At 60.7% G+C, this 24,748-nt stretch carries 23 protein-coding genes; 5 read left to right on the top strand and 18 right to left on the bottom strand.

Translation table 11 applies throughout. The features are described 5' to 3' along the window. Window positions 1-30: 30 nt before the first annotated feature. The 6 genes from J4G32_RS10485 to J4G32_RS10460 all read right to left on the bottom strand — a co-directional run bounded on the left by J4G32_RS10485 (window position 31) and on the right by J4G32_RS10460 (window position 6,174). On the bottom strand, window positions 31-1,098 hold the full coding sequence (locus J4G32_RS10485; protein ID WP_210490339.1) for a LacI family DNA-binding transcriptional regulator: 1,068 nt from the start codon (window positions 1,096-1,098) through the stop codon (window positions 31-33). 233 nt (window positions 1,099-1,331) lie between these two features. After that, window positions 1,332-2,564, bottom strand: coding sequence for a glutamate-cysteine ligase family protein (locus J4G32_RS10480; protein ID WP_210490336.1), 1,233 nt, complete (start codon window positions 2,562-2,564; stop codon window positions 1,332-1,334). After that, window positions 2,561-3,955, bottom strand: coding sequence for a RimK-like ATPgrasp N-terminal domain-containing protein (locus tag J4G32_RS10475; protein WP_210490333.1), 1,395 nt, complete (start codon window positions 3,953-3,955; stop codon window positions 2,561-2,563). The genes J4G32_RS10480 and J4G32_RS10475 overlap by 4 nt, the downstream gene beginning before the upstream one ends. A 524-nt stretch (window positions 3,956-4,479) precedes the next feature. Beyond that, window positions 4,480-5,259, bottom strand: a complete 780-nt coding sequence (locus J4G32_RS10470; RefSeq protein WP_210490322.1) for a sulfite exporter TauE/SafE family protein — start codon at window positions 5,257-5,259, stop codon at window positions 4,480-4,482. 20 nt (window positions 5,260-5,279) lie between these two features. After that, window positions 5,280-5,906: a rhodanese family protein gene (locus tag J4G32_RS10465; protein WP_343232631.1), complete on the bottom strand. Its 627-nt coding sequence runs from the start codon at window positions 5,904-5,906 to the stop codon at window positions 5,280-5,282. Beyond that, entirely contained in the window at window positions 5,860-6,174 is a 315-nt protein-coding gene (locus J4G32_RS10460) for an ArsR/SmtB family transcription factor (RefSeq protein ID WP_210490312.1), read from the bottom strand. Before J4G32_RS10460 ends, J4G32_RS10465 begins: the two co-directional genes overlap by 47 nt. A gap of 91 nt (window positions 6,175-6,265) precedes the next feature. On the opposite strand from J4G32_RS10460, the gene J4G32_RS10455 reads away from it, so the two are divergent. Next, window positions 6,266-7,150 carry an MBL fold metallo-hydrolase gene (locus J4G32_RS10455; RefSeq protein WP_210490302.1) on the top strand — a complete coding sequence of 295 codons (885 nt, stop codon included), beginning with the start codon at window positions 6,266-6,268 and terminating at the stop codon, window positions 7,148-7,150. A 270-nt stretch (window positions 7,151-7,420) separates the two neighbouring features. Beyond that, window positions 7,421-8,452: a 2,5-dihydroxypyridine 5,6-dioxygenase NicX family protein gene (locus J4G32_RS10450; protein WP_210490298.1), complete on the top strand. Its 1,032-nt coding sequence runs from the start codon at window positions 7,421-7,423 to the stop codon at window positions 8,450-8,452. 92 nt (window positions 8,453-8,544) lie between these two features. Here the strand turns inward: J4G32_RS10450 and J4G32_RS10445 are convergent, their stop codons facing one another. From J4G32_RS10445 to J4G32_RS10430, 4 genes are all read right to left on the bottom strand, one after another. Beyond that, window positions 8,545-9,717 carry an ABC transporter ATP-binding protein gene (locus tag J4G32_RS10445; protein ID WP_210490290.1) on the bottom strand — a complete coding sequence of 391 codons (1,173 nt, stop codon included), beginning with the start codon at window positions 9,715-9,717 and terminating at the stop codon, window positions 8,545-8,547. A 48-nt stretch (window positions 9,718-9,765) separates the two neighbouring features. Continuing rightward, window positions 9,766-11,568 (bottom strand): ABC transporter permease, encoded by a 1,803-nt coding sequence (locus J4G32_RS10440; protein WP_210490288.1) that lies wholly within the window; start codon window positions 11,566-11,568, stop codon window positions 9,766-9,768. Between the two features lie 63 nt (window positions 11,569-11,631). Then, window positions 11,632-12,669 (bottom strand): ABC transporter substrate-binding protein, encoded by a 1,038-nt coding sequence (locus J4G32_RS10435; RefSeq protein ID WP_210490281.1) that lies wholly within the window; start codon window positions 12,667-12,669, stop codon window positions 11,632-11,634. A 208-nt stretch (window positions 12,670-12,877) separates the two neighbouring features. Next, complete coding sequence (locus J4G32_RS10430) at window positions 12,878-13,681, bottom strand: SDR family oxidoreductase (RefSeq protein WP_210490268.1); 804 nt, start codon at window positions 13,679-13,681, stop codon at window positions 12,878-12,880. Window positions 13,682-14,039: 358 nt separating this feature from the next. Here J4G32_RS10430 and J4G32_RS10425 point away from each other — a divergent pair, with 358 nt between their 5' ends. Further along, on the top strand, window positions 14,040-14,564 hold the full coding sequence (locus J4G32_RS10425) for a hypothetical protein (RefSeq protein ID WP_210490258.1): 525 nt from the start codon (window positions 14,040-14,042) through the stop codon (window positions 14,562-14,564). Between the two features lie 29 nt (window positions 14,565-14,593). On the opposite strand, the gene J4G32_RS10420 is transcribed toward J4G32_RS10425, so the two are convergent. From J4G32_RS10420 to J4G32_RS10410, 3 genes are all read right to left on the bottom strand, one after another. Beyond that, window positions 14,594-16,225 (bottom strand): flavin-containing monooxygenase, encoded by a 1,632-nt coding sequence (locus tag J4G32_RS10420; protein WP_210490252.1) that lies wholly within the window; start codon window positions 16,223-16,225, stop codon window positions 14,594-14,596. A gap of 58 nt (window positions 16,226-16,283) precedes the next feature. Then, entirely contained in the window at window positions 16,284-17,204 is a 921-nt protein-coding gene (locus tag J4G32_RS10415) for an SMP-30/gluconolactonase/LRE family protein (protein WP_210490244.1), read from the bottom strand. A gap of 164 nt (window positions 17,205-17,368) precedes the next feature. Continuing rightward, complete coding sequence (locus tag J4G32_RS10410) at window positions 17,369-18,994, bottom strand: GMC family oxidoreductase (RefSeq protein ID WP_210490242.1); 1,626 nt, start codon at window positions 18,992-18,994, stop codon at window positions 17,369-17,371. A 429-nt stretch (window positions 18,995-19,423) separates the two neighbouring features. Between J4G32_RS10410 and J4G32_RS10405 the strand changes: the two genes are divergently transcribed. After that, on the top strand, window positions 19,424-20,191 hold the full coding sequence (locus J4G32_RS10405) for an SDR family NAD(P)-dependent oxidoreductase (RefSeq protein ID WP_210490233.1): 768 nt from the start codon (window positions 19,424-19,426) through the stop codon (window positions 20,189-20,191). 81 nt (window positions 20,192-20,272) lie between these two features. Here J4G32_RS10405 and J4G32_RS10400 read toward each other — a convergent pair whose 3' ends face one another. Next, entirely contained in the window at window positions 20,273-21,127 is an 855-nt protein-coding gene (locus J4G32_RS10400; RefSeq protein ID WP_210490221.1) for a helix-turn-helix domain-containing protein, read from the bottom strand. Window positions 21,128-21,367: 240 nt separating this feature from the next. Continuing rightward, the gene (locus J4G32_RS10395) at window positions 21,368-21,979 is read right to left on the bottom strand and encodes a hypothetical protein (protein ID WP_210490214.1); all 612 of its coding nucleotides are present in this window, start codon (window positions 21,977-21,979) and stop codon (window positions 21,368-21,370) included. Between the two features lie 220 nt (window positions 21,980-22,199). Between J4G32_RS10395 and J4G32_RS10390 the strand changes: the two genes are divergently transcribed. Then, a complete protein-coding gene (locus J4G32_RS10390; protein ID WP_210490207.1) occupies window positions 22,200-23,216 on the top strand; it encodes an LLM class flavin-dependent oxidoreductase in 1,017 nt (338 codons plus the stop codon). A 126-nt stretch (window positions 23,217-23,342) separates the two neighbouring features. Here the strand turns inward: J4G32_RS10390 and J4G32_RS10385 are convergent, their stop codons facing one another. From J4G32_RS10385 to J4G32_RS10375, 3 genes are all read right to left on the bottom strand, one after another. Then, complete coding sequence (locus tag J4G32_RS10385) at window positions 23,343-23,873, bottom strand: SRPBCC family protein (protein WP_210490203.1); 531 nt, start codon at window positions 23,871-23,873, stop codon at window positions 23,343-23,345. Beyond that, window positions 23,870-24,211, bottom strand: a complete 342-nt coding sequence (locus tag J4G32_RS10380; protein ID WP_210490198.1) for an ArsR/SmtB family transcription factor — start codon at window positions 24,209-24,211, stop codon at window positions 23,870-23,872. The genes J4G32_RS10385 and J4G32_RS10380 overlap by 4 nt, the downstream gene beginning before the upstream one ends. 120 nt (window positions 24,212-24,331) lie before the next feature. After that, entirely contained in the window at window positions 24,332-24,667 is a 336-nt protein-coding gene (locus tag J4G32_RS10375; protein ID WP_210490194.1) for an NAD-binding protein, read from the bottom strand. Between the last annotated feature and the right edge of the window lie 81 nt (window positions 24,668-24,748).

Raw genomic sequence — 24,748 nt, 5'->3', positions numbered from 1 at the left:
CACGGTTCATGGGTGTGATCCGTCCGCTTCTTACTCGCCGGGAACCGGCGCGTGCTTGCGGGGCAGAACAGGCCTGGCATTTGCGGTCATGCTGAGATCGCGCACGGAATCGCGAACCTGCAGCGATGTATTGAGCTCGATGCGGCGTGGCGGTGAATCGTCGCCGCCGATGCGCGCCTTCAACCGGTCCCAAAGCATCCCTGCCATGGCGTCAACCGGCTGGCGAACAGCCGTCAACGCCGTTTTGCGTGCGCTCATCCAGGCATAATCGTCGAAGCCGATGAGCGAGATCTGCTCCGGCAGATCGATGCGACGCGCCGCCAGCGCCGAGAGCACGGCGAGCGTCGTCACGTTGGTGAGCGCGAGGATCGCCGTCGGGCGCGCATTCCGGTCCAGCCAGTCCGCAAAAATGTCCGCACCGCGGTCACTGTTGGAACCAAGCTCGACCACGCGAGCTCCCTCTCCGAATTCGCCGAACAGAACGCTGTCGGCGCCGCGGACGCGCTCGCGGATAGGCGCGAACGAAAGATGGGAGGCCGCGATAACCACGTCGCGATGCCCCAAGGCCACGAGATGGCTCGCGGCCATGGCTCCTGCTTCGTGGTTATCAATTGTTACAGCATCCGCAAAGGTGCTGATCCCGGCAACGCGGTCGGCCAGCACGATCGGCAACCGATGCGCCTCGTCGGCCAAAATCTGCGGAATCTCGTCGTTGTTGGGTACCGCAATCAGGCCGGACGGCCGCCAACCGAGCAGAGCTCGCAGGCGCGACCGCTCAAGCTCCGGGTTGTCACGGGATGAGGCGACGATGACATCATATCCGTCTTCCTGCGCCCTCACCTCGAGCCGCGAAACCAGCGAGGTAAAGAACACGTCGTCGAGGTCCGGCACGAGCACGCCCACGACTTTCGTTTGCCCGGAGCGCAACTGCGATGCGGCACGGTCAACGTGATAGGATAACGCTCGGGCTGCTCCCTCGACACGTTCCCTCAATTCGGCGTTCACGGGCTTCGAGCCACTAAACACGTTCGAGACGGTCGCGGTCGACACCCCGGCCCGTTTGGCCACGTCTTTGATGGTTGAGCGCTTGGGAGCCATGAACAGCCGCTGTTAATCGTTTAACTGTTAATCGTTTAACTCGACGTTTCCGTTATGGCAACCGCCACAAGCAAAAAATGGCACGCCGATGCTCCGGCGTTTTTCAAACCGGGTTGCGGACCTTTGTGACCCGCCTCGGAGGCAACGAGGTCGGGTGGACGACAGGCTTTGGCCGCGCAGGTCTCAAGATCGATCCCCGGTTGCGGAATCCGGTCTAGGGCTGGGCCTTATCCCTACGGGGACCTGAACATCTCGCCATGGTCCAGGCACTCACACAGCTCGCGATAGACAGATTGCAGTCTCATGCGAGAGGGCTCCGGCCCCGCCGCAAGTTCGATCCGATGCGCGAGACAGCCATGATCGATCAACTTCGCCCAGTGCGGAGCCCATACCGATGGATCGATCACTCCCCTGTCCGGGAACCGGCCCATGATGTGTCGCCACAGATCGCCGGCGCGACAGGTTTGTCCGGAAAATCCGAAAAGACTCAAAAAATCCACGTCGTCGATCAGCGCGTGATCCGCGAACCGAACGCAGGCGTCAAACAGGCGGACAAGACGCCCCGTCGGTATTGGCTTGTGACCGAAGCGCTGATCGGCAGAATTTTCAAAGAGCTGATGGACGGCGGCCGTGATCGCGGCTGCAACGGCAAGGTCGGCCGCCGGGCATTCCTGTGAGTCGATCACGCGGATCTCGATGGAGTTGCGGTCAAAGCGAGGGATTGCTCCTCTCGAATTGAGCCAGTCGTACCGCAATGCGCCTCGGGGATCCTGCGCGGCGAGTGATGCGTACATCGGCTCGAGGATTGTCGTCTCATACGCCGCGCGGCTCTCGACGGAATCGGGGATCACGCAACCCGTGATGAGCGGATATGCTGCCGCATTGTGCCGGTAGCAGTGCATCCGGAAGTCGCGATAGGCCGTCACCCTGCCGTCCGCGATCCCCGAGCTTGCGCACAAGGATGGGATGATCGGCAGGAGGAGACGAATGCTTTCGTGCAGTCGGACGAACTCAGCATCATCCGCGAATGGCAGGTTGAGGTGCATGCTCTGCAAGTTTCCCCAACCATGGGACCGAGTGTCGAAGATGCGTCGATAGGCGCGATAGACACCAAACGGATCGACCTCCCAGTGGCGCATATCGGTGAGTGGGTTCATCCACGGATGCATCGACGTCGGCATCAGGCGGCCGCCGTGTGGGCGGAGCACATCGTTGACCGCGCCGACCTGTCGCTGAAAGGGAGAGACGAGATGCTCCAGTTTCCCGACAGGGCTAGGGTTTTTCATTTCCAGCACATGAAGCGCGAACTCATTCGACCACGCGGCAGGATCAGTTTCGGACACCGGCAAAGAGGCGATGTCGGCCAGGATCCGATCAGCAATGGGCCGGCATTCGAGGTCGTTGATGCCGACGATGCAATACTCGATCTCGACTCCAAACCCGGAAAACGCCGTCAGGGCCGTCATCGTCCCGCGCTGCCGATGCGCTTCACGAAGACCCGCATGATCCGCTCGTAGAGCTGAAGGCCCATTTTCGCATCTTCGTTTCCCGCATCGACGTTCGGATTATCATTGATTTCGATGACGACGCATCTGCCGCCAAGCTCTTTCAGGTCGACCCCATAAAACCCGTCACCAATGAGATCTGCGGCGGCAAGGGCAGTCTCGCGCACGTTTGACGGCACGTCCCGGAAATCAACCGCCTCGGTCCGGCCCTCGATATACTGGCCGCCGTTGTGCTTGACGACCTGCCAATGGTTTTCAACCATGTGATATTTGCAGGCGAAAAGCAGCTCTCGATCGATAATTCCAATACGCCAGTCGTAGGGCGTCGGCAGATAATCCTGGATAATCAGAAGCGACGACAACCCGAAAAGATCGCGACAGATCCTGCGCAGCTCTGTTTCGTCATTAGCCCGATAAACGCCTTTCGAGAACGATGACTCGGGCAGTTTGACGACACAGGGAAAGGCGGTCGCGGCCAGCGCAGCCTCGACATTGTCTTGATGGACAAGCACCGTTCCAGGTACCGGAAGACCCGAATGGGCGAGGAGCTCAAATAGAAAGGCTTTGTTGGCGCACCTCAGAATGGAAGCTGGGTCGTCCACAAGGGCAAGGCCGAGATCCCTCGCCTGCCGAGACAATTCATAGGTGTCATCGTCAAGTCGTGTGTGATCACGAATGAGCAGACCGGCAAAATCCCTGATCCGATCGGCCTCAAAACGGGAAATGAGCCGGGCGTCGAGATTGAGCGAAGCAGCAGCGGCGAGAAATCTTCGAAGCGCTTCGGGATTGGATGGTGTGAGCGCCCGCCCCGGCGTGTGGAGGATCGCAAGAGACGGCGGGGCCATTCGCCGCCTCACTGAGAAGGTCTCGACCGGCGAGGGCCGCCTGTCTGTCAGCCAGATATCGGCGGTCTCGTCCACACGGCAGGCCATTTCGATCCGCGTGTTGAGCCAGACTCCGGCGTGTCGCTCGAACCAGAGCGTACATGAGGGAAGTCGCAGGGTGTCGAAAATCCTCTGAGCGAGGCCGTGATACACTCCATCGACATCTTCATTGAGTGCACAGCCGAGAACCTGCGCGTCGGCATCCAGATGGGCAAACGTGGCCTTGATCTCGCCAGCAAGATCATGGTTCACACGAGCGATCGCGCGTCCCGAGTAGAGATCCTCCAGCGCCTCGACATCAGGCAGCGGACATTGTCCCCGCGCGTCCGCGATCAATGAAACGTAGTGACAGAGATCATGGCGTTGGGTTGCAGGCACAAGATTGAGGACAGGGCTGGACCCGAAACCACGCTCCGCATGATGGGCAAGGTAATTCACCGCCCCCGAGCAGCCATGAGGCAGCGACACTCTAGGCAATCTTTCGCTGACAACTATCACGAATCAACCTTCAGGGCGCGACCGAGTGTCTGGCGAGATTATCGGAGTGTCCACTCTCAACCTCCCCGTCAAGGTTGGAGAGCACTCCAATCCTCAGGGCGTGCAGGGCAGCGGCGAGATGCGCTCCCGAACCATCCGCGACGCGGCAACGCAGACATTGGCGGGGCGGGAGGTCCGTTCGCAAGTGCTCTCGTCGCGACGATCCGCGCGGTCACGGAGGACAAGCCCGGATAGCTGCCAGCGGCGACCTGAACGCACAGTTTGCGACAGCGGCTGCTCCTGCACATTCGCTCCGAAAACCAGGAGTTTCCCTTTTCGTCGCCGGCGCCCTCGGCCACCTCGGTCCGATCTCGTCATCCACCCAGTCTCTTGGTGCGGATGCGTCGATTCTCCAAATATGCGAGGCAGTCGCTGATCCGGCAGGCGGCCATCGCCAGACATTCCGAACGCGGAAGGAACAGGGAGGCAGACTCTGGAGCAGCTGTGTCGGCAGCTCAGAGAAAACCGACGCTCATGACAAGCATGTAGATCGCAACGACGATGATCATCGTCGCGAATACGCTATTGAGTGCCCCTTCCTTGCTGGCTAGCCCGTGTGCGGCCCGGGCCCCGACCAAGCCGCCGAGAATGCCGCCGCCGATGAAGACAAGCGCAAGAGGCCAGTCAATCAGTCCGGACAGGGCATAGTTTGACGTTGTGGTCAGGCCGAAGGCCGACACTGCGACGAGCGAGGAGCCCACCGCGTTCAGGATCGGCATGCCGGTCGCCATGATCAGCCCCGGCACGATGAGGAAGCCCCCACCAATCCCGAAAAATCCCGACAGCGCTCCTGTCGCCATACCGATGCCGACAAGCTTCAGGACGTTTTCCCGTCCAAGGCGGACTTGCGGGTTGCCCTCGCCCCGGCGCTTTCGGAGCATCAGACCCGCAACGATCAGCATCAGGACCGCAAAAAGCGTGAGCAGCTTTTGGCCGTCCACCATCTTGCCGAGCGTGGAACCTCCAAAGGCCCCGACAATGCCGGAGGCGGCAAAAACGAGCGCACAGCGCCATTTCACGTGCCCAGCACGCGCGTGGCTCAACAGGCTGGCCGCAGCGTTCACAGAGACCGCGATCGCACTCGTTCCGATGGCCACATGGGGGTTTGTCACTCCGACCACGTACACCAGAAGCGGCACGGCGAGGATCGAGCCGCCCCCTCCCACGAGCCCCAGGGAGAAGCCTACGAGTGAGCCCGAGGCAAGTGCGAGGAGGCTTTGAGTGAGGGACAGCATTGGTTTCTCCAGCGCTGGCGTTAGGCGGCGCGTGTCGGATTGGAGCTCGAATGGAGAGCAGCGTTCCAGGGCGCCTTTGTGAGAATTCTTGCCATCCCGCAAAAGCCAGTGACGCCGGCCAGCGTCAGTCCAGCCCCAACGAAAGCAGGTACGATAAGGAACCAAGGTGAGACAAACACGCCAAGAGCAGTGCCAAGCAAGCCCAACATGCCAGCGCCGATCTGCACCTGCCGTTGCAGCTCGAGCGGTTGGCGACGGTCGATTTCGACAGGAAGGCCGGCCTTCTTCCAGCCGTCCAGCCCGCCCTCAAGAAGAGACGCCTCGCAATTTCCTGCCGCCTTGCTGGCCAGCCGTGCCGCGTTGGCCACAGTCCGTGCACCGCTTTTGCAATGAAAGATGACCTTCCTGCCAGCGTGCGGCATGCCCTCCGCCTCGTCGAGTTTCGACAGCGGCATCAGGAACGCTCCCGGAATTTTTTCACGGGCGTGCTCATCGGGTTCGCGAATATCGACAAGCAAGGCCCCCTGATCGAGGAGGCGTTTGGCCTGTTCAGGCGTGAGTGTGGAAAGGGACATGCGCAATCTCCGTTCAGTCATCAATTCAGGAGCGGCAGAAAAGTCGGTGCAAATTGGCGAAGAGGTCTTCAATCCGCGGGTCGGCGATCCGGTACCAGAGGGTCTGACTCTCCCGGCGGAAGGTCACAATCCCTTCGTCCCGCATCTTGGCGAGATGCTGCGAGAGGGCGGATTGCGACAGCCCAACTTCCGACGCCAGCGAGGTCACGCTGCCCTCGCCCCACTCCACGAGCTTGCACAGGATCATGAGGCGCCGCTCGTTTGCGATGGCCCGAAGAATCCCCGCAACCTCGGTGGCCTTTCCCTCGAAGGTCTTCAGATCGAAAGACGGCTGCGCCATCTACATCCCCATTAATTAGTCATTGCTTATTTAGCGTTCTCTAATATATTGTCAAGGACGAAACGCACGACACAGACGAAAGGCGAGCACCATGTCAGGCACACCCGTGATCAGCGCATTTTTTGACGAGCCCACAAATACGGTCAGCTATCTCGTCGCCGATCCAGCCACGAAGGCGGCTGCGGTGATCGACCCCGTTCTCGACTACGATCACAACTCAGGCACGGTGGACACGCGATCGGTTGAGGCGATTGTTACGGCCGCCCGAACGGCGGGCTACGCTGTCGAATGGGTGCTCGAAACCCACGCCCATGCCGATCATCTATCCGGCGCGCCCTACATCAAGGCGAAGACGGGCGCGAAGATCGGGATCGGCGAGCACATCAAGGACGTTCAGAGAATCTTCCGACCGATCTTCAACGCTACCGATCTGGAAACGAACGGCAGCGACTTCGATCACCTCTTCAAGGATGGCGAACGCTTCAAGATTGGCGAACTCGAGGTCGAGGTGCTTCATACGCCAGGCCACACACCGGCCGATATTTCCTACAAGATCGCGGATAATGTGTTCATTGGCGATACGATGTTCATGCCGGATTACGGTACCGCCCGAGCCGATTTCCCCGGCGGCGATGCCCGCCAACTCTTCAGGTACATCCGGCGATTACTGGCCCTCCCGCCGCAGACGCGGTTGTTCATGTGCCACGATTACAAGGCGCCTGGGCGCGATACATACGCCTGGGAGACCTCGGCCTCAGAACAGCGCGAGCGTAACGTGCACGTAAAGGACGGCGTCGCGGAAGACGAGTTCGTCGCCATGCGCACCGAGCGGGACACCAAGCTTGCAGCACCGAGACTTCTCCTGCCGTCAATCCAGGTCAATATACGCGCCGGAAAGTTCCCGCCCGCGGAGGCAAATGGGGTCCGCTACCTCATGATCCCTGTGAAAATCAAACCTGGATCAGGGGTAGCCTAAGCAGGACCGGAACCGGGAATGCGAGGATCCGCGAGGCCCAGGCATGAACGGTGTGCGACAGCATGGAACCCAGTCGTGCCGCGGGTCGTATGACTTCGCGGCAGAAACGCAACGGTCCTTGCCGATGCGCGCGGCAGACCGAACGCAAGCGCGCTTTCGGTAACGCGATCCTTTCTGTACTATCGTTCAAAACTCGTTGCGGAGCACAGGACCGTTCAGTGATCCTGTTCGGTCCGCGTCCGTATCACATCGTTGAACGAAGAGCCCGGCATGCCCTACGGACGCAGCTATACCAGCCACGCGATGGCTGTCGAGTTGGTGGATCTCTTTCGGCATCAGCTTGAGATGTGCAGGCTTCGCCCGGAAGAGCTCTGCCTCTGCATCACCGACACCGCCTGGAACCCGGCCTACGCGGCTGCTTGCATGGGCGCTGCGCACGCGCTGGGGGCGCAGGCCTATCAGTTGGTCTTTCCGACCGATCGACTGCTGCCGACGAAGTCCCTCGCGAGTTCATGGCGGGAGGCCGACCTGATCGTATATATGACGTCTCATACGTTGCATTATCGGCCGGAAATCCGCGCTGCACTCGATGCAGGGACCCGCGTGCTGTGCGTTATGCAACCCATTCACGTCATGCAACGGTTGAAGGCTGATCCCGAGGTTCGCCGGCGCACGCGCGCGGGTGCCGAACTCCTTGACGCGGCGAGGATTATTCGCATCACGTCCGACGCCGGCACTGATCTCGTCATGGATAAGACCGGTCGGCCAGGGCTTGCTCACTACGGCGCGGCGGACCAGCCCGGCCATCTCGATTTCTGGGGTGCCGCCATGGCGCAATCGGCACAAATGGAATTCACCCTCGAGGGTCAACTCGTCCTCGACGTGGGCGATTGCTGTTTCTTCCTAGGGCGGCTTGTTGAGGACCCCGTGGTCATCACCTTTAGAGAGGGCAGAGCCGTTTCATTCGACGGCGGACTCGATGCGTTCCTGATTAAGTCGGCTCTCGAGGAGGCCGGTGGCGAGGCCGCCTTTGTAGCCGGACATATGGCCTGGGGAACCGACCAGCGCGCAAAGTGGCTTCAGCCCCTTATCCAGACGCCGGATGCAGGAGGTGGTGGCGCGGATACGGAGGGCTATTACGGCGCCATCCAGATTGAAATTGGCAGCAACAACGACGTCGTCTTCGGCGGTCGAAATGCAAGCCCTGCGCATCTTGGACTCTGTTTTCGAAATAGCAGCCTCGCGCTGGACGGACATCCGATCATCGAGCGGGGCGAATTCGTCATTGAATCCCTGCGATAATCGACCGCTTCATGGTCTGGTCCCCATGCGACGGACCGAGCGCGCTCCGACACGGACCGCTGCCACAACAGGGGCAGATCACGCGCTGCTCGTTACTTCCGGTAGATTCTGGCGAACTCGACCGGGACATGGAGGCGCATGGACGTGCCAAGGACGGGCTGCTCTTCTCTGCTCGAGAACTGGACCTGCGCATTCCCCCATCCAACCGCTCGCCCGACCACCCTTCTGTTCGCACCCACGAACAACGAGGTTGCCTGCTCAAAGGCCCATTCGTTGATTCCCGTGGACGTCGTGGCCGACAGAAGCCGGCACTTTTCCGGACGAGCAATGACGCTCACTTCCTCGCCGACAGCAAGATCATCCTGGCCGAGAACGCCCGTGATGGGGCCGGCATCGGTGGAGACTGTGGCGCTGCCGCCCGGGCCCAGAGTGACGATCCGTCCCATGACTTCGTTTGCTGCGCCGATAAATTTTGCCACGTATCGATCGGCCGGCTTGTCGTAGATGTTTTGGGGTGAATCCAGTTGCGCGACCCTGCCCTTGTTCAACACCGCAATCCGGTCGGCGAGCTCCATCGCCTCGTCCTGATCGTGTGTGACATAGATCGCCGCAAATCCGATTTGCTGCTGCATCCGCCGGATCTCAAACCGCAGCTGCTCGCGAACCTTCGCGTCCACGTTTGAGAGTGGTTCGTCGAACAACAGAAGACCGTCGCTCGACACCAACGCGCGCGCGAGGGCAACCCGCTGCTGCTGACCGCCCGACAGCTGACCTGGAAACTGCTCCGCGAGATCCTCGACGCCAACCGTGCGCATCACATTCATGACGCGTTCGCGAATCTCGGCGCGGGGTACTTTCTTCACTTGCAGCGGATAAGCCACATTCGTGAAGACCTTCATGTGGGGCCACAGCGCATAGGACTGAAAGACCATTCCAAGTTTTCGCCGATCCGGCGAGGAATCGACATTGTCAGCCGACGAATAATGCTCCTCGCCATGGATCGTGATGACCCCTTGATCTGGCGATTCAAGGCCCGCGATGCACCGCAGGAGCGTCGTCTTTCCGCAACCTGAAGGCCCGAGAAGAACGACGAACTCGCCTTGCGCGACACAAAGATCGATTCCGTCCACCGCTGGCACCCGCGTGCCATCGCGACGTTTGAAATATTTCTGGATGCCTCTCAGCTTCAGTGCATCGCCGGTCCCAGTCCCCTTATTGGAGGAGAAAACCCGCGCCGCCCGCGTCTCGGCGTCAAGCATATTCATGTTGCGTCTTCCTCAAAAATACGCGGCTTGCTCTGCGGTCGAGAATGTTCATGCACGGAACAGAGCCGCATTGCGGCCGGAAGACCCGCGGCCGATCCGTCGCTCGAAAACATGGGCCGCCGACAGCACCACCACATTGATGGCGGTCAGGATCAGCGCCAGCGACGCGAGCACCGCGAACCCTCCGGTTTGAAAGATCTGGAGGATCTGAAACCCGATCACAGGAACGCGCGTGCCCGAGACCATGATCGATGCATTGAGCTCGCCGGTCATCCAGACGAACAGCAACCCCCAGCCGGCTATCAACCCCGGCACCATGAGGGGCAGGCTGATGCGCAGAAATGTCATCCCGCCTCTGGCGCCGGAAACCCAGGATGCCTCCGACAACTGCTTGTCGACCTGTGCTGCGGCCGCATCAGCCGAAATGGTCGCCTGGGGAAGAAAAAGAACCACGTAACAGAGGAGCAGGATCGCGTACGTGTTACCGAGCTGGAAAGGCGGACCCGCAAACGCGAGGACGAAGCCGAGGCCGATCACGATTGCCGAAAGCGCAGACGGTAGCTTGATGATTCCGTCGAGCGTGAGTGCCCAGCGGGAATGCGCGTGACGCAGATAGAGCGAAAAAATCGCCGCGACAAGCATCGCAATCGTTGCACCGATAACAGCCAGGCTGAAGCTGTTCACGAGCGAACGCGACGCCGCGCGGTTCTCGGTTGCACCCATCCACAGATTGGCGACGTTCAATTCACCCCAGCTGATATCGATGGTCCAGTAACCGTTGAGCGCGACCAGGATGAGCGCGAGAAGCGGAAGCACGAATGTCAACACCGCATAGACGATGAGCAGGGTCTGCCCCCAGACGCGAAGTTTTCCGAGGCGAAGCGTTGCCGTCCGTTGCCCCTTGCCGCCGATCGATGCGTGCCGGTTTGCCCGCAAGATGCGGCCCTGGAAATACCATGCGGTGCCGAGGGCGATGACGAGGAAGACGCTCAGCCCGATGGCGACGGCGACGTCTGACGGATATGTGAAGGTCACAAGGCGCACGATTTCGACAGCCAGCACCCTCACACGCAGTTCGTTTCCGATGACCACCGGAACGGAGAAAAACGAAAATCCGAACCAGATAATGTAGAGAGCGGCCGCGCCTAGGCTGGGCCGCAGCACCGGAATGGTGATCTGCCAGAGGGTTTGAAAGAGGGATGCACCGCTGATGCGGGCCGCCTCCTCCATGCTGGGGTCGCTGTTCCGAAGGCCTGTCGACACCATCAGAAAGGCAAAGGGGATCATGTAGGCAGTATAGAGAAGGATGATGCCCGGCCAGCTATAGATGTTCAGCGGACCTGATGCGACAGCGATGCCGAACCAGCCCAGCGCCGCGCGCAACATCCCGTTGATGAAACCGGCCTGGGGAGCGAGGAGGAAGACCCATCCGATAGCACCGGCGATGGGCAGGAGGATCATCGAAAACATCGGCAGCAGCCCAGCCAGCCAATCGATTCTTGCATCCGTTCGCTCCATCAGCCAGGCGAACAAGGAACCGATGACAAGCGCGAGGATCATGCTGCTCGTCACGATGACGACTGTGTTGAGGAGGATGGTCGAGAGGTCCCGATAAGCCAGAACACGCGCAAAGACATCGGTGTCGAAGTGGCCGTCATTGAAGAAGAGGCGCAGGGCGAGACGCACGACGAGGTACACAACGATCGCTGCGAAGACCGTGCCGATGGTTCCGCTGATAACGTTGAACCATCCGCCCCTGAAGGCGCGCAGATTTACAAACGGGCGAAGGGTCGGTGCCGGAGCATCCCCACGATCCCGCTCCTGCCCTTGAGCACGCTGAGCTTCCTTCAAGTCACAACTATCCTTCACCAGAGAGGTCGAGGCGGGGAGGCTGTGGAAAGCCTCCCCGGACGATCATTTGCGGCCAAGGAGCTTGAGGACCTGTTCCTTCCGGTCGGCGGCGTCCGGAGCCGCCTTCAATGCTGCAATCTGCGCCGGGGACTTCGACGGATCGAGGACCCAGATGTTGTCGCCGATGGTCGCCTGCTGCTCGTTGCCTTCAGGTGAAAGCAGGTACTGGGCGAAGAGCTTGGCGGCATTGGGATGGCCGACCTTCTTAGGATTGATGAATCCCAATTCCATCTGTGTGCCTGTGGTGACTGCCGGTGTGAGGGCCTTCACGGGCGCTCGTTTTGGCAGGGCAGCGATTCCGGGACCGGAGACGGGACCGGCGATTGCGCATTCGCCCGCGCCAAGGGCAGACGAGGCCGCAGCGGCGCTCTCGTAGACCTTCGGGTTGTTCGCCGCGACACCAGCGAGGGTTTTCTCGCCGAACTCGGCGCGAACGCGATCCCAGATCTCGATGTAGGCGAGCGCCACCTCGGGATTTGGCATGCAGACAAGGCCTTTGTACTTCGGGTCAGCGAGATCAGCGAAGGATTTCGGGGCATCCGCTTCCTTCACCAGGTCGGTGTTGTAGGCAAGAATCCACGGATTGTAGGCAATCGTTGCAGTGCTCTTGTTAAGGAAGTCAGCCGGGTAGCTGCCTGAATCGAGCGCAGGGATGCCGGCGGTCTTGATCGGGATCATCCATCCTTTAGGCCCGTAGTCGTTGGTGACGACGTTGTCGAAACCAGCGCCAATGATGATGTCCGCATTGAAGGAACCGGCGGTCAGTTCGGACGCGAAACGCTGCAGAAGGGTCCCGGCGGGAAGTCCCAGCGGCTCAACCGTGATGCCGTATTTCTTTTCGAACGCCCGGGCGACGTGCTCTGTGCCCGGGACCGGATTGGCGCTGTAAAACACAACGGTGCCCTCAGCCTTCGCAGCCTTGATCAATTCGGCCGACGGTTCACTGGCGGCATTCGCTGCTGAACCGGGAGCTATCATTGCTGCAACGAGACCAAGGATCGTCGCGGTCCCTGCTGCCAGGGTGGTAGAGTAATATCGCATCATTCCCTCCTTCCATTATTTGTTTTTTTGACCAGCTTAATATAGCGATCCACGATGACATGGCGCCAGCTTTTGCGGCCTCGTGGCAACCGCGTCGGCGAGAAACACATATGCGTTAAATCGTTGGCGGCGATGCCGAACGGCGAGCAGGACTAGCGAGATTGCGACGCTGCCTCATGCGCCTCATCGCAGCAGTTTGCGAATAGAATTACAAAAGCGTGTTGATGCGCCCGCCATCGATGACCGTCAGTTGACCAGTGATGAAGTTCGCACGCGTCGAGCAAAGGAACGCCACAAGGGCAGCCACTTCCTCCGGGGCCCCAGCCCTGCCAAGGGGCACGGGCTTGAGGCGCCTGGCAATCAATTCCTCGACTGGAACGCCCTGCTCGTCGGCCGCCGCCTGATAGGTTCGGCGGAACGAGGAGCCCTCTCCACCGTCGATGGATCCTGTCGCTATCGAGTTCACGGTGATGCCGAATTTGCCGTATTCGTTGGCGAGTGTCCGGCTCAATCCGACCGCAGCAGGCCGAGCAAGGTTATGAAGCACCAGCGGGATGTCACGATGGGGCTCCTTGGCGGCGATCGACGCCATGTTGATGATGCGCCCCCATTGTCTCGCTTTCATGCCGTCCGCGACCTCGCGGACGCACCACGCCAATCCCTTGACCAAAGCGTTATAGGCCTCGTCGAACTCGTCATCGGTCGCCGTCTCGAAAAGGGCATCAGGTGGCCCCCCGTTATTGTAGACAAGGATATCGATGGAATCGGACTGCTCGCGCACCTTGGCAAAGATCGCTCGAATGTCGTTTCGGTTGCAGGCGTCGCCCGACACCGGGTGGACGTCGAGCCCCCGCGCGCGCAGGAGGGCGACAGCCTCCTCGAGACGCGCCTCATTGCGCGCTACCATGAAGGTGCGGCACCCCTCACTTGCCAATTCCGTCGCAATGGCCAGCCCGAGACCACGGCTTGCGCCCGTGACCACCGCCACCTTGTCGCCTAAACCCAGATCCATAACGCCCCCAATCCGCACCATTGCCGAAAGGCAATGGCGTTCGTGTCCCATCGGTGGTCGAAGTCTGTCCGCACCCAAAACGGCAGCTTTGGCGATAACCACCTTCGCTGGATTTCACGGGTGGGTGCAATGCTGCACTTTGATGGATGGCGGCGGCAGCGAACACAATGGACCGCGTGCAAACGAGGGGTTTATCACCAGTGTGATTTCGTCCTGCGATCCGCCAGATCGACACCTGTCCCCGGCGATCTGAATTATAGTTCTGGCCAGGCCAAATCACGATATGTGGCGGTTCGGACAGGACCACGGCCACCACATTGCCCGCGGGCAGTCGTGTTCACACGGGAGGAAATTCCACATGAGCGACCCTTTCAACGGCACGTGGGGCATCGATAGTAGCGAGTCGTTCGTCTGGGACGACGAGCGCAAGAAGCATGTTGTCGATGAGATCGGTGAAGAAGTGATCACCCTACGCATCGAGAATGGTGTCCAGGACTACGAGGTCCTCTACGGCGATCAGCCCAAGATCCGCATCGGCTACACAGCGCCCTACGATGGCAAGGAATGGGTGCCCTATGCTGTCCGCGAGATCATCAGCACGGCTGACGATCCGGCAGCGGAACTTGAAGCGTTCAAGCGGCGCATCAAGGCCAGCGGCGGAGAACGGGAACGGCGGTTCGAGGTGGGCCACCCCTACGGCTTCGTGCGCCTCGTCTATACCGACGAGCGGACTCATTACCGGGTGAGCCGCAACCCAACGAACGGCAATGCGCAACACATCATGCTTCGGCGCATGGCAGACGATGGTCGATCCTATCTCGCGACGGTTCTCGATGTGCACGGTATCACATATCGCATTCGCAAGTTCGTTCGTCTCGAGTGATCGGACCGTGGGACCCGCGGTTGCTGGGTTTACTTCTTGATGAACTCCGGGAAGCCGTTTGCAATGGCGGCCTCGGAGCGCTCTCGATAGATATAGGCGCCGCCGCGATACTGAACGACTCGCCGTTCCAGCCTTCCCTCTCTGTTCGCGTTCACGCCCGTGAACCAGGAATCGACCTCGTCGACGAGCAACGCCGACTGAACGTCTCGCGCGTGCGCGGTCCATTGCTCAGCTGCGGCGGGGTCAGGCTCGATATAAGTCAAGCCGTTCTCGTTCATGTATCGAACGAGTTCAGCGACCCAAACTGCGTTGTATTCACAGGTGCGAGGGATGTTGCCCTGCGCGCTTAAGGGCCCAGCCGACATGAAGAAATTCGGGAAGCCGGGCGTCATGAGCCCGAGATAGGTGACCGGGCCGTCTCTCCACTCCGCTCTCAGTTCGCGACCGTCAACGCCCACGATATCGATTGCCTCGAAGGCGCCGGTGACTGCGTCAAAACCTGTCGCGTAGATCAGCATGTCCAATTCGTGGAAGCCCTCGCTCGTCCGAATTCCATCAGGAGCGATGACTTCGAACGGCGTCGCTTTCAGATCGACGAGGGTCACGTTCGGCTGGTTGTAGACCTCGAAGTAATTTGTCTCGTGCGGGACGCGGCGCGTTCCAAAGCCGTGGTCCTTCGGCACAAGTTTTTCTGCGGTCTGCGGGTCCTTGACCCTTTCCCGGATCTTGCGGCGGATAAAATCAGAGATCAGATCGTTGGCGGCCCGGTCGGTCAGAATGTCCCGAAAGTTGCCCTGCCAGATCGCCATTCCGCGTGCATTGTACCGCTCTTCGAAGAACCTCTCACGATCATCGTCGGACAAGTCGAAGATGCTGCGCGGATCGGGAGAATGGAGAAACCACGCATATGTCGAGCTGACGCGAGCCTTGAGCTCGTCGTATCTGGACTGGATTCCCGTCTGTTCCTCCGGCGTCACAGGCCCATTTTTGAGGGGTGCCATGTAGTTTGCGGTTCGTTGAAACACCGTCAGGTGGCGGGCCGTCTTCGCGACTTCCTGGATGACCTGAACACCCGACGCCCCCGTCCCGATCACGCCGACGCGCTTGCCCGCAAAGTCGACCGGATGATGGGGCCAGCGGGCCGTGTGATAGGCCTCGCCGGCGTAAGACTCAATCCCCGCAATCCGAGGGAGTTGCGGCGTCGTCAACGGACCGACCGCCGCGATCAGCCATCGCGCGCGGCAGGTCGTGCCGTCTGCCAGTGCGACTTCCCACACATTTTCCCCTTCGATGAAGCGGGCGGCGCTGACACGTGTCGCAAATTGCATGTCCTTGCGTAGATCGAACCGGTCGACCACGTAGTTGAAATAGGCTTCCGTCTCGGGCTGTCCCGAGAAATGCTCCGACCAGTTCCATTCCCGAAACAGGTCCGGTGAGAAGAAGAATCCGTAGGAATAGCTTTCGGAATCGAAGCGGGCGCCGGGATAACGGTTCCAGTACCATGCCCCGCCAGGCCCCTCCCCTGCCTCGAAAAGTCTGCACGTCAGACCGAGGTTTCGAAGGTGGATCAACGCGGAGATGCCTCCTGCGCCGGCGCCAATGATGACGGCGTCATAATTGTCCGCAACGCTTGCGCGCGAGGACGTGTCTGGGGCAGCCATTGTGATCACCGTCTTGTCGTTGTGGACCGAAGCGTGGAGGTCGTTCGAAACAAAGATGCTAACGCTGGAAATTCAACGTCAAACCGGGTCGGGTCCAGTCGAACGAGATAAGACGCCCGCTCTGGGAGAGCGTCACATAGGCTGTGCTCATCTCCGGCCCGCCGAAACAGATGTTGGTGACGAAGAGGTCCGGGAGCGCAATATGCTCCACGCTCGTGCCATCGGGCGAAATGACGGTGATGCCGCCATTCATGAGGGTGGCGACGCAAATGTTGCCAGCCGAGTCGACAGCAAGGGAATCGAGCAGCTGGTAGTCCGCCAGGCCCACGAGCAGTCGGCCGCCCTGAGGAGATGGAAAATCTCTCTTGCGGATCACGCCGGGGCTGGCGATCTCGAATTCCCAAAGCCGTCCGGTGATTGTCTCGGCCACATACAGCCGATCCTCATCAGGCGAGAGACCGATGCCGTTTGGCTGCCACATGGGATGGACGGCGGTGACCAGCGGCGCTCCCGTGATCGTCCCGTAATAGACCCCACCTCGATGCACCGCGGTTGCGGTCGCTTTGCCGGTATCGGTGAACCAGAAGCCGCCGGAACGGTCGAAAACAATATCGTTCGGGCCTCGAAACTTCACAGGGCCAGCACCGTCGTAGACTTTCTCGACATGTCCGGTTTCCAGATCGACACGCTCGATCCATCCCACCGGATCGCCGTCCGGCGCGCCGGCGGGACGCAGACCGAGTTGATCCTCGTGCCAGGCAAATCCACCGTTGTTGCAGACATAGACCTTGCCATCCGGACCGAGGGCGGCCCCGTTGGGCCCCCCATCGAGCTGGGCGATGACCGTCCGCGCGCCGTCCGGGCCGATCCGAAGCAAGGTGCGGGCTTCGATCTCGACAAGAAGGATCGTCCCGTCCTTCAGGACGATCGGCCCCTCGGGAAAGCGCAAGCCCTCGGCAATTGTCGTGCAGGCAACCATGTCAGCAACTCCTACGAATGCGCCACAAGATCATGAAAACGGAGCGCGGCGAGAGGGGTCCAGGGTCGGATGACCCGACAATTGCATATGAATTTCGCAATCCCGTCTCGCAGCGCCGCCGCAAGAGAGCACGTCGGGCATCGGCGCACGCTCGTATTCCCGCTTCAGCGCGCGTCAGCCAGGATCATCGCGGCCGCCTTCTCACCGATCATGAGGCATGCGGCGTTCGTATTGGATGCCGGCATCGTGGGCATGATGGAGGCATCGGCGACGCGCAGGCGTTCGATGCCGTGCACCTTCAACTGGGGATCGACGACGGCCTGTGAATCTATCCCCATTCGGCAGGTGCCGATGGGATGATAGGAGGTCTGCCCACTGTCGCGAATGTACTCGACGAGTTCGTGGTCGGACACAGCATCTGGCCCCGGCCGGAGTTCCTTCACGATATAGTCGGAGAGAGCAGGTTGCGAGGCCACCTGTCGCGCGAGCCGAAGCCCTGCGGTCAAGACCCGCACGTCTTCCGGGTGGGACAACTGGTTTGGCCGAATGCTCGGAGGGGCGTCCGAAGACGGCCCGGAAAGGTGGAGGCTTCCCCGCGATTGGGGAGAAAGCTGGACGACCCCGAAAGTGAGCCCCGGATGCGGGTCAATTCCGAGCTCCTTCGAGTAGGCCATTCGGTCCTTGCCGCTGAAATGATGGAGTTGAACCTTCAGGTCGGGGCGCAGAAGGTGGGGCGAAGACCGCACCACGGCCTGCGCTGTCGCCAGCGGTGTCGTCATCAGTCCCTTGCCGAAAAACAGAAATTGCGCGCCGATCCAATACTTGTACAACGGCCGCCTGATGATCTCGTTCAAGCCGCGCGTATTGCGAGCCTCGAAACTGACGCGCGTCTGGAGATGATCGATCAGGTTCTCACCGACGCCCGGGAGCACGACGCGAGGCGCGATGCCGTGCCGCCGCAGGATATCCGGGTTTCCAATCCCGGAGAGTTCGAGCAGGTGCGGCGTTCCGATCGAGCCGGCTGAAATGATGACCTCCCGACCCGCCCGCGCCGTGTGAGCGACCCCCCCGATGGAGTAGGATACGCCGTCAGCCCTGTTCCCGGAGACGTTGATCTGCGTGACCATTGCGTCGGTCACGATCTTTAGATTGGCGCGCCCCTTGGCAGGACGGAGATAACCCACCGCGGCGCTCTGACGGCGCCCGAACTTCGTGTTGTATTGCAGGAAACTCGCGCCATAGCACTCTGCTGCATTGTAGTCTTCGTTTTCGGGCAGGCCGGTTTGTCGGCAAGCCTCGACAAACGCCTCCGAAACCGGAAGTCGCGCGTTCAGGCGTTCCACGGAGATCGGTCCGTTTCTGCCACGCCAGTGCGGGTCCCCGCCTGCAAAGGACTCAAACTTCTTGAAGTACGGCAGAAGGTCGTCAAAGGCCCAGCCGGTTGCGCCCCGCGCGGCCCAGTCGTCGTAGTGCCAGTGATCGCCGCGGACGAACAGCGTGCCATTGACCGAGCTCGATCCCCCAAGCGTCTTGCCACGGGGCCAGCGCAGGCGGCGGCCACGCAGCTCTGGGTTAGGCTCGGTCTCGTACTGCCAGATCACATCTTCGCGGCGCAGCATTTGACCCGTTCCGAGAGGAGCCCGCATCCAGAACAGATGATCGGGCCCGCCCGCCTCGAGCAACAGGACCCGATGCCTCCCGCATTCCGACAAGCGGGCCGCGATGACCGAGCCCGCAGAGCCAGAACCGACGACGATATAGTCCCAATCTTCCGTTACTGGTTTTTCCATTGCGGCCATTCTGTCCTCGACCCAGAAGGCTGCCAAGACAACCCCGATGAGTGCATCTGCTCTGACGTGCCGTCGGATCGTCGAACGCCCTGGGCACCGATACGTTGCAGTGAACATAAACCGGCGCAGCCGTGCTCGATAGCAAGTCGACCGCTTTCCGCCGCCGCCCCGGGTGAAATTGCATACGCGTTCTGACAAGGCTGTCTGTTCGCGACGAGAGGTTGCAGCACTAACCTCAAGCGATCCCGATCTCTATCACATGCGCAATAGTCAGAGACGGCGGACGGCTGAGCTTCCTTCGATCGAAAAATGATTGCAGGGTCTCAAACCTGCGACGCCCGCCGCGCTGAGCGAACGCGCGTAGCTGACGCTGCGACGTCAATTCAAGCCGGCATCGCGACAATCCGCGAATGCGAAAAGAGGTGGGAAATGCCAACTTTCAACAACCAGAAAATATGTCTCGTGACCGGCGGAGCGTCGGGCCTCGGACGTGCGACCGCGCAGTCGCTCGCGTCCCACGGCAACGTCGTGATCATCGGCGATATTCTGGAAGATGAGGGGCGCCAGACCGCATCCGATATCGCAGCTGCCGGAGGACAGGCATTTTTTGCACCCCTCGATGTGACTGATCGGGAACAGGTCAAAGCGTTTATCGAGATGATCGCCCAACGCCATGGGAGGATCGATTGCGCGGTTAACAACGCCGGGATCGAAGGCTCGTTGCACAAGGTCGATGCCTATCCCGACGAGGATTGGCAGCGGGTGATCGATGTCAACCTCACCGGCGTGTTCTCTTGCATGAAGCATGAACTCGCCGTGATGGCTGCGCAGGGCGGAGGGTCGATTGTGAATGTCGGCTCGACCGGTTCCCTCCGCGGCATCGGCATGATGTCGGCCTACATCGCTTCGAAGCACGCCATGCTCGGGCTGACACGAACGGCCGCGCTGGAATACGGAGCGCAGAACGTCCGCGTGAATATCCTGTGCCCCGGCGGCTTCCATACGCCGATGAGTGACCGTCTCTACCACGGAGATTTCAGCGGAATCGTGTCCGGTACGCCGCTCGGGCGGATGGCCCCCGCAGACGAAATCGCGACCGTCATTACATGGCTATGTTCCGATGAAGCCAGTTTCGTGACGGGTGCTGCGTATCAGGTCGATGGCGGCCGGATGGCCGGGCCCGTGCTGCCGAGTTAGGTTCGACACAAGACGCAGAGGAGAGGCGGTTCCGATCGCGAAGACAGGCGCGAGTGCCTGATCTTGCCTCCCGTCTACGCCTCAAGCCAAGGCAGGGAACTCCGTCTCTCGAGGAAACGCCGCGATAAGATCCGCCTCATATTCCGACAGCGTGTCTGACAAACTCTGCATGATCGAGTCGCGGCGAGGCGTTATGTGTGTCCGATCGCCTCCGACCCCGACGGCGATATGCCGTCCGGCAATCCGCATCGGCAAGACAGTCGCGATCGAAGCGGCTTCGTTGAGCCGTGTATTGACCATGTAGAAGACGGTGTTGGAGCGGATCTCTCGCAGCATCGCCGTCGTATGAGCGACGTCGACCTTGCACTCCGGAACACGTTCGCGGGCGTTGATAAGGCGCACGACGCGATCGATCTGGGCATCGCTTTCGCGGCTCAGAAGCACGCAACCGTAGGAAGACCAGATGAGCGGTAGCGCTGCTCCTTCGCAGAGCGGAGGATCATGTGATAAAGTCTCGCCGACAATCCGGTGCCACTGAACGAAGATGTCATTCTGGCTGGTGAGCGAGATCGTGTGGCCCGTCCTGGTTCTGAGGTCGGCAAGCAGCTCGGTCAGGACACCGTGGCGGAACATCTGTTCATAGCCGAGATCCTCCAGCCACTTGCCAAGCTGGTAAACCTCCGGCGCGGGCAGATAAGTTCGCCGTTTTCGATCGAATGAAAGATACCCTGCGCTCACCAGGCTCTTCAGCAGAAAGGTTGCGCTTGATTGCGGATATCCCAGCCGAAGAATGATTTCCTTCTGAGTGAGATCGCGGCGCAGTTCCGAAAACAGCTTGAGTATATCGAGTGCTCTTACGGCAGATTTGACAGGTTCACGCGTCATGCGAATGCCCCCCCTGCCCGCCATATTGCGCCTTGCGTTGGAGAACGACAAGGCTGCGCAACGGAGGCCATGCCGCTGGCCGTGGATGTCAGGTTAGGCGGTCCGATGGGCCGCCTTGGCGGATAGCTCGTTTCCCGTCAATCTCGTCCCCGCCCAGCAATCTCATCACCCCGCGACCCGGTTCAGCAGGGATGCCTTCTCGCGTGGAGCAGACCATCGATCGCCCTTTGCATGACGTGGACACGCCAGGGGGGCCTCAAACAGACTCCTCTGCCTGCTCCCTTGCCTCACTCAGTCCATTGATTTCGCGTCGGCAAAAGCATCTGCAGCGAGCGCTTTGCGAAAGGACTCGAGCCTGGAGCGGTACCCTTCGGCATCACCGTATTCCAGGAAGCTTTGGTAACGGCGATGTGGATCGCTGACCCGTAGCGCATGCTTGATTGGGCACCAATACTGCTCCGTTCGGCTGCCGATCTCTCGAACATAGGCGATGACTCCGTTCGAGTAGCCACAATAGAGACAGTTCAAAATCTCGATCCAGTTCAGGTACCGGAGATGGCGCCTGTCAAAATTGATGTAGTCGCGTCGGGCAACGCGCGGAATCCCATAAATTCGGAAGCAGATTTCTTGATAGATGGTCGCCCAAACATCAAGCAGGGCAATCGGCACGATCAGGGAATAGATGACCGGCGCGCTGATGATCTTCGCCAGTCCAGAATCCGCCAAAAAGCTTGCGACACTCACCCGCAACCGACGATGTTCGAATGCAATACCGTGCTCGAAGGCGACGAACCGCTCTTTGATGCTCCAACCCAGGATCTTGCGCCGAGCTTCGATCTCGCGGTCAAGTTCGGTCTGGAGGCGTATGATCTCAGTCGCCAGCTCCTGCATGCGGTGTGTCATCGGATTTTCATTCCCGGTTGCCAGCTTGACACTGCCTTATTGCACGAAATTGCGATCTCTGTTCGCTGACAGGCGCTGAACAGGCGCCCGATTCAATCTTGGGCCACAAAGGCCCGCGAGTCGGGGCGATCGGCCATCGAGAGCGCCAGCTCAGGCACGCACAGCCAATCCGCCTGCTATCATGTCGAATCGCCTGAAGGCATTTGCACGGGATCGCTCCATGAAGAAGATCGGCTTTCTCTCATTTGGGCACTGGTCGCCCTCACCGCAGTCCCGGACGCGGTCGGCCCGTGATACCCTCCTCCAATCCATTGACCTTGCCGTGGCCGCCGAGGAACTCGGCGCGGACGGCGCATACTTTCGCGTCCATCACTTCGCGCGCCAGCTCGCCTCACCCTTCCCGCTGTTGGCGGCAATCGGCGCGAAAACGAGCCGTATCGAGATCGGCACCGCCGTCATCGACATGCGGTACGAGAACCCTCTCTATATGGCCGAGGATGCGGGCGCGGCCGATCTGATCAGCGGAGGGCGTCTCCAACTCGGCATCAGTCGCGGTTCACCTGAGCAAGTCCTCGAGGGCTGGCGCTATTTCGGTTACGTGCCCGAGGAGGGCCAAAGCGACGCCGACATGGGCCGCCGCCGCGCAGAAGTGCTTCTAAACGTCCTCAAGGGCGAGCGCTTTGCCGAGCCGAACCCACGCACGATGTTTCCCAACCCGCCTGGCTTGCTGCGCATCGAGCCGCATTCGGAGGGCCTGAGCGACCGTATCTGGTGGGGCTCCGCCTCCAACGCCACCGCGGTATGGGCCGCGCAGCGGGGCATGAACCTTCAGAGTTCGACCCTGAAAGCGGACGAGACAGGCGAGCCCCTGCACGTCCAGCAGGCGAGGCAGATCCGCCTTTACAGGGAAGCGTGGAAGGAAGCGGGGCATGTCCGCGAGCCCCGCGTCTCCGTCTCACGCTCGATCTTCGCGCTTGTGGACGACCGCGACCGCGAATATTTCGGCCACGACAAGGACAGCGACCAGGTCGGCGTCATCGACAACATGCGCGCCATCTTCGGGCGCTCTTACGCTGCAGAACCGGACAGGCTTGTCGATATGCTGAAGGCGGACGAGGCGATTGCGGAGGCAGATACGCTGCTTTTGACCGTGCCCAACCAGCTCGGCGTCGACTATAATGTCCATGTCATCGACGCCATCCTCAAGCACGTCGCTCCGGGGGTGGGCTGGCGATGATGATCGGTCCCCGGACCACTTCAGCAAGCTGATCGCCGCGATGTCAGGGCTGACGCCCGACGTTTCGCGGCACGGCCGCCATGTCTCTCCATGACGCTGCGCGCGAGAGTATCGCTGCTTCGAACGTCAAGGTTCGACATCCCGAAGAGGGCCAGACCTGGAGACCGGCACGGTCGCTCGCCAGCGACTGTCGAGTTTTGCCAGCTGGCTGGTGAAGCCCTCCTTCTGCATGATTGTGGTCGGGCGATCGTGCATGGGGCTCAGCGTGACGACCATGCGCGCGGTGCCGGCCGCCATTGCCAGGAAGTCGACCGCAATGGTGCTGTCATAGGGCGCGACCCCGGGCAGGAAATCGATGACCTGTGTCAGGACCAGGCGATCATTGGGCTTGAACTCCCTGAACATCCCGCGGCACACTTGTGATGTCGGTGCGCCCATGCGCTCCATGGCGGCGATCGCCTCAGGGGTGTCGGCCACCATGGTGTAGTGAAGGGCGCCGCCCTGACGAGGCTCGATCGTGATCACGTCCGCGCGGAACTGATCGGGGCCCCACCACGACTCGAAGCCGTCTTTCGTGGTCCACAGGTCCCAGAGTTCAGCAACGTCCGCCTTGTAAGTCCGCTCGATGATGAGGCTTGGCTCGACGTCTTTGCTCATGTGTCCGACTCCGTTTCGCGTTCACGACGCTGCTGGCGGACCTCGAGTGCGGCGCCGAAGCGGTCAAGCCGCGCCTCCCAAAGCCCGCGATAGGTGGCAAGCCAATCGTCCAGTTCACGAAACCGGTCGGGCTTCAGGGAATAAAGGCGCCGCTGCCCCTCCGGCCGCACGACGACAAATCCTGCTTCGAGGAGAATCCTGAGATGACGGGAAACCCCCGACTGGCGAATGCCAATGCCCGCAACGAGGTCATTCACCTGCTGCTCGCCGCGGCTCAGTGCGTCGACCACTCTGCGACGGGTCGGGTCGGCCAATGTCTGGAAGGCGTCTATATCCATCTTGGTGAATATACATATTGATGGATATAGCGCAACTTCGGCGCAGGCGTGCGATATCAGCCGGGACTTGCGGGCAGATTGCGATGCCAGCTGAAACGCGCCAATACAGGCTTGAGGCCTTCAGCTTGTCGGGACGGTCATCGCGTTGACCAATGCTGGCAGTCCATCCGGCCCCGAGATGGCCCATTCCTCGATCGTTGCAGGGTCCAGCCCCCGCGCGCGCATCGCCTCGGCAAACGCGTGTACATCCTTGCGGTTGAGGGCGGCGATGTGCTCGGCGATGCCGGGCCCGATCTTGTGTCCGATCGCCTGAAGAATGAAGCTGCCGCCGCTGCTATGCGCCAATGCGCCTTGCAACGCGCGCAGATCGACCCCCGCTGCCTTCGCCAGGGCAAACGCTTCGACGATATTGCGGAGGTTGGACACCGTCAGCACGTTGTTGATGAGCTTGGTCATCTGGCCGGCGCCCGGCCCGCCCATGGAGGCGATCGTTCGGCTGTGGCACGCGATGACGGGTCGGCACGCATCCAATGTCTC

Origin of the sequence: Microvirga antarctica (genome assembly GCF_017921815.1) — a bacterium.
Classification (GTDB): domain Bacteria; phylum Pseudomonadota; class Alphaproteobacteria; order Rhizobiales; family Beijerinckiaceae; genus Microvirga; species Microvirga antarctica.
The sequence above is the reverse complement of the archived record's forward strand: the minus strand, read 5'-3'. Positions and strand labels throughout refer to the sequence as shown.

Bases quoted from the DNA above. Each gene is read 5' to 3' on its own strand.
- J4G32_RS10375 (WP_210490194.1), bottom strand. From the start codon at position 24,667: ATGACCAAGCTCATCAACAACGTGCTGACGGTGTCCAACCTCCGCAAT.
- J4G32_RS10385 (WP_210490203.1), bottom strand. From the start codon at position 23,873: ATGAGCAAAGACGTCGAGCCAAGCCTCATCATCGAGCGGACTTACAAG.
- J4G32_RS10445 (WP_210490290.1), bottom strand. From the start codon at position 9,717: ATGAATATGCTTGACGCCGAGACGCGGGCGGCGCGGGTTTTCTCCTCC.
- J4G32_RS10390 (WP_210490207.1), top strand. From the start codon at position 22,200: ATGAAGAAGATCGGCTTTCTCTCATTTGGGCACTGGTCGCCCTCACCG.
- J4G32_RS10410 (WP_210490242.1), bottom strand. From the start codon at position 18,994: ATGGAAAAACCAGTAACGGAAGATTGGGACTATATCGTCGTCGGTTCT.
- J4G32_RS10430 (WP_210490268.1), bottom strand. From the start codon at position 13,681: ATGGATCTGGGTTTAGGCGACAAGGTGGCGGTGGTCACGGGCGCAAGC.
- J4G32_RS10435 (WP_210490281.1), bottom strand. From the start codon at position 12,669: ATGCGATATTACTCTACCACCCTGGCAGCAGGGACCGCGACGATCCTT.
- J4G32_RS10415 (WP_210490244.1), bottom strand. From the start codon at position 17,204: ATGGTTGCCTGCACGACAATTGCCGAGGGCTTGCGCTTTCCCGAGGGG.
- J4G32_RS10455 (WP_210490302.1), top strand. From the start codon at position 6,266: ATGTCAGGCACACCCGTGATCAGCGCATTTTTTGACGAGCCCACAAAT.
- J4G32_RS10480 (WP_210490336.1), bottom strand. From the start codon at position 2,564: ATGACGGCCCTGACGGCGTTTTCCGGGTTTGGAGTCGAGATCGAGTAT.
- J4G32_RS10470 (WP_210490322.1), bottom strand. From the start codon at position 5,259: ATGCTGTCCCTCACTCAAAGCCTCCTCGCACTTGCCTCGGGCTCACTC.
- J4G32_RS10380 (WP_210490198.1), bottom strand. From the start codon at position 24,211: ATGGATATAGACGCCTTCCAGACATTGGCCGACCCGACCCGTCGCAGA.
- J4G32_RS10450 (WP_210490298.1), top strand. From the start codon at position 7,421: ATGCCCTACGGACGCAGCTATACCAGCCACGCGATGGCTGTCGAGTTG.
- J4G32_RS10395 (WP_210490214.1), bottom strand. From the start codon at position 21,979: ATGACACACCGCATGCAGGAGCTGGCGACTGAGATCATACGCCTCCAG.
- J4G32_RS10460 (WP_210490312.1), bottom strand. From the start codon at position 6,174: ATGGCGCAGCCGTCTTTCGATCTGAAGACCTTCGAGGGAAAGGCCACC.
- J4G32_RS10405 (WP_210490233.1), top strand. From the start codon at position 19,424: ATGCCAACTTTCAACAACCAGAAAATATGTCTCGTGACCGGCGGAGCG.
- J4G32_RS10485 (WP_210490339.1), bottom strand. From the start codon at position 1,098: ATGGCTCCCAAGCGCTCAACCATCAAAGACGTGGCCAAACGGGCCGGG.
- J4G32_RS10420 (WP_210490252.1), bottom strand. From the start codon at position 16,225: ATGGCTGCCCCAGACACGTCCTCGCGCGCAAGCGTTGCGGACAATTAT.
- J4G32_RS10425 (WP_210490258.1), top strand. From the start codon at position 14,040: ATGAGCGACCCTTTCAACGGCACGTGGGGCATCGATAGTAGCGAGTCG.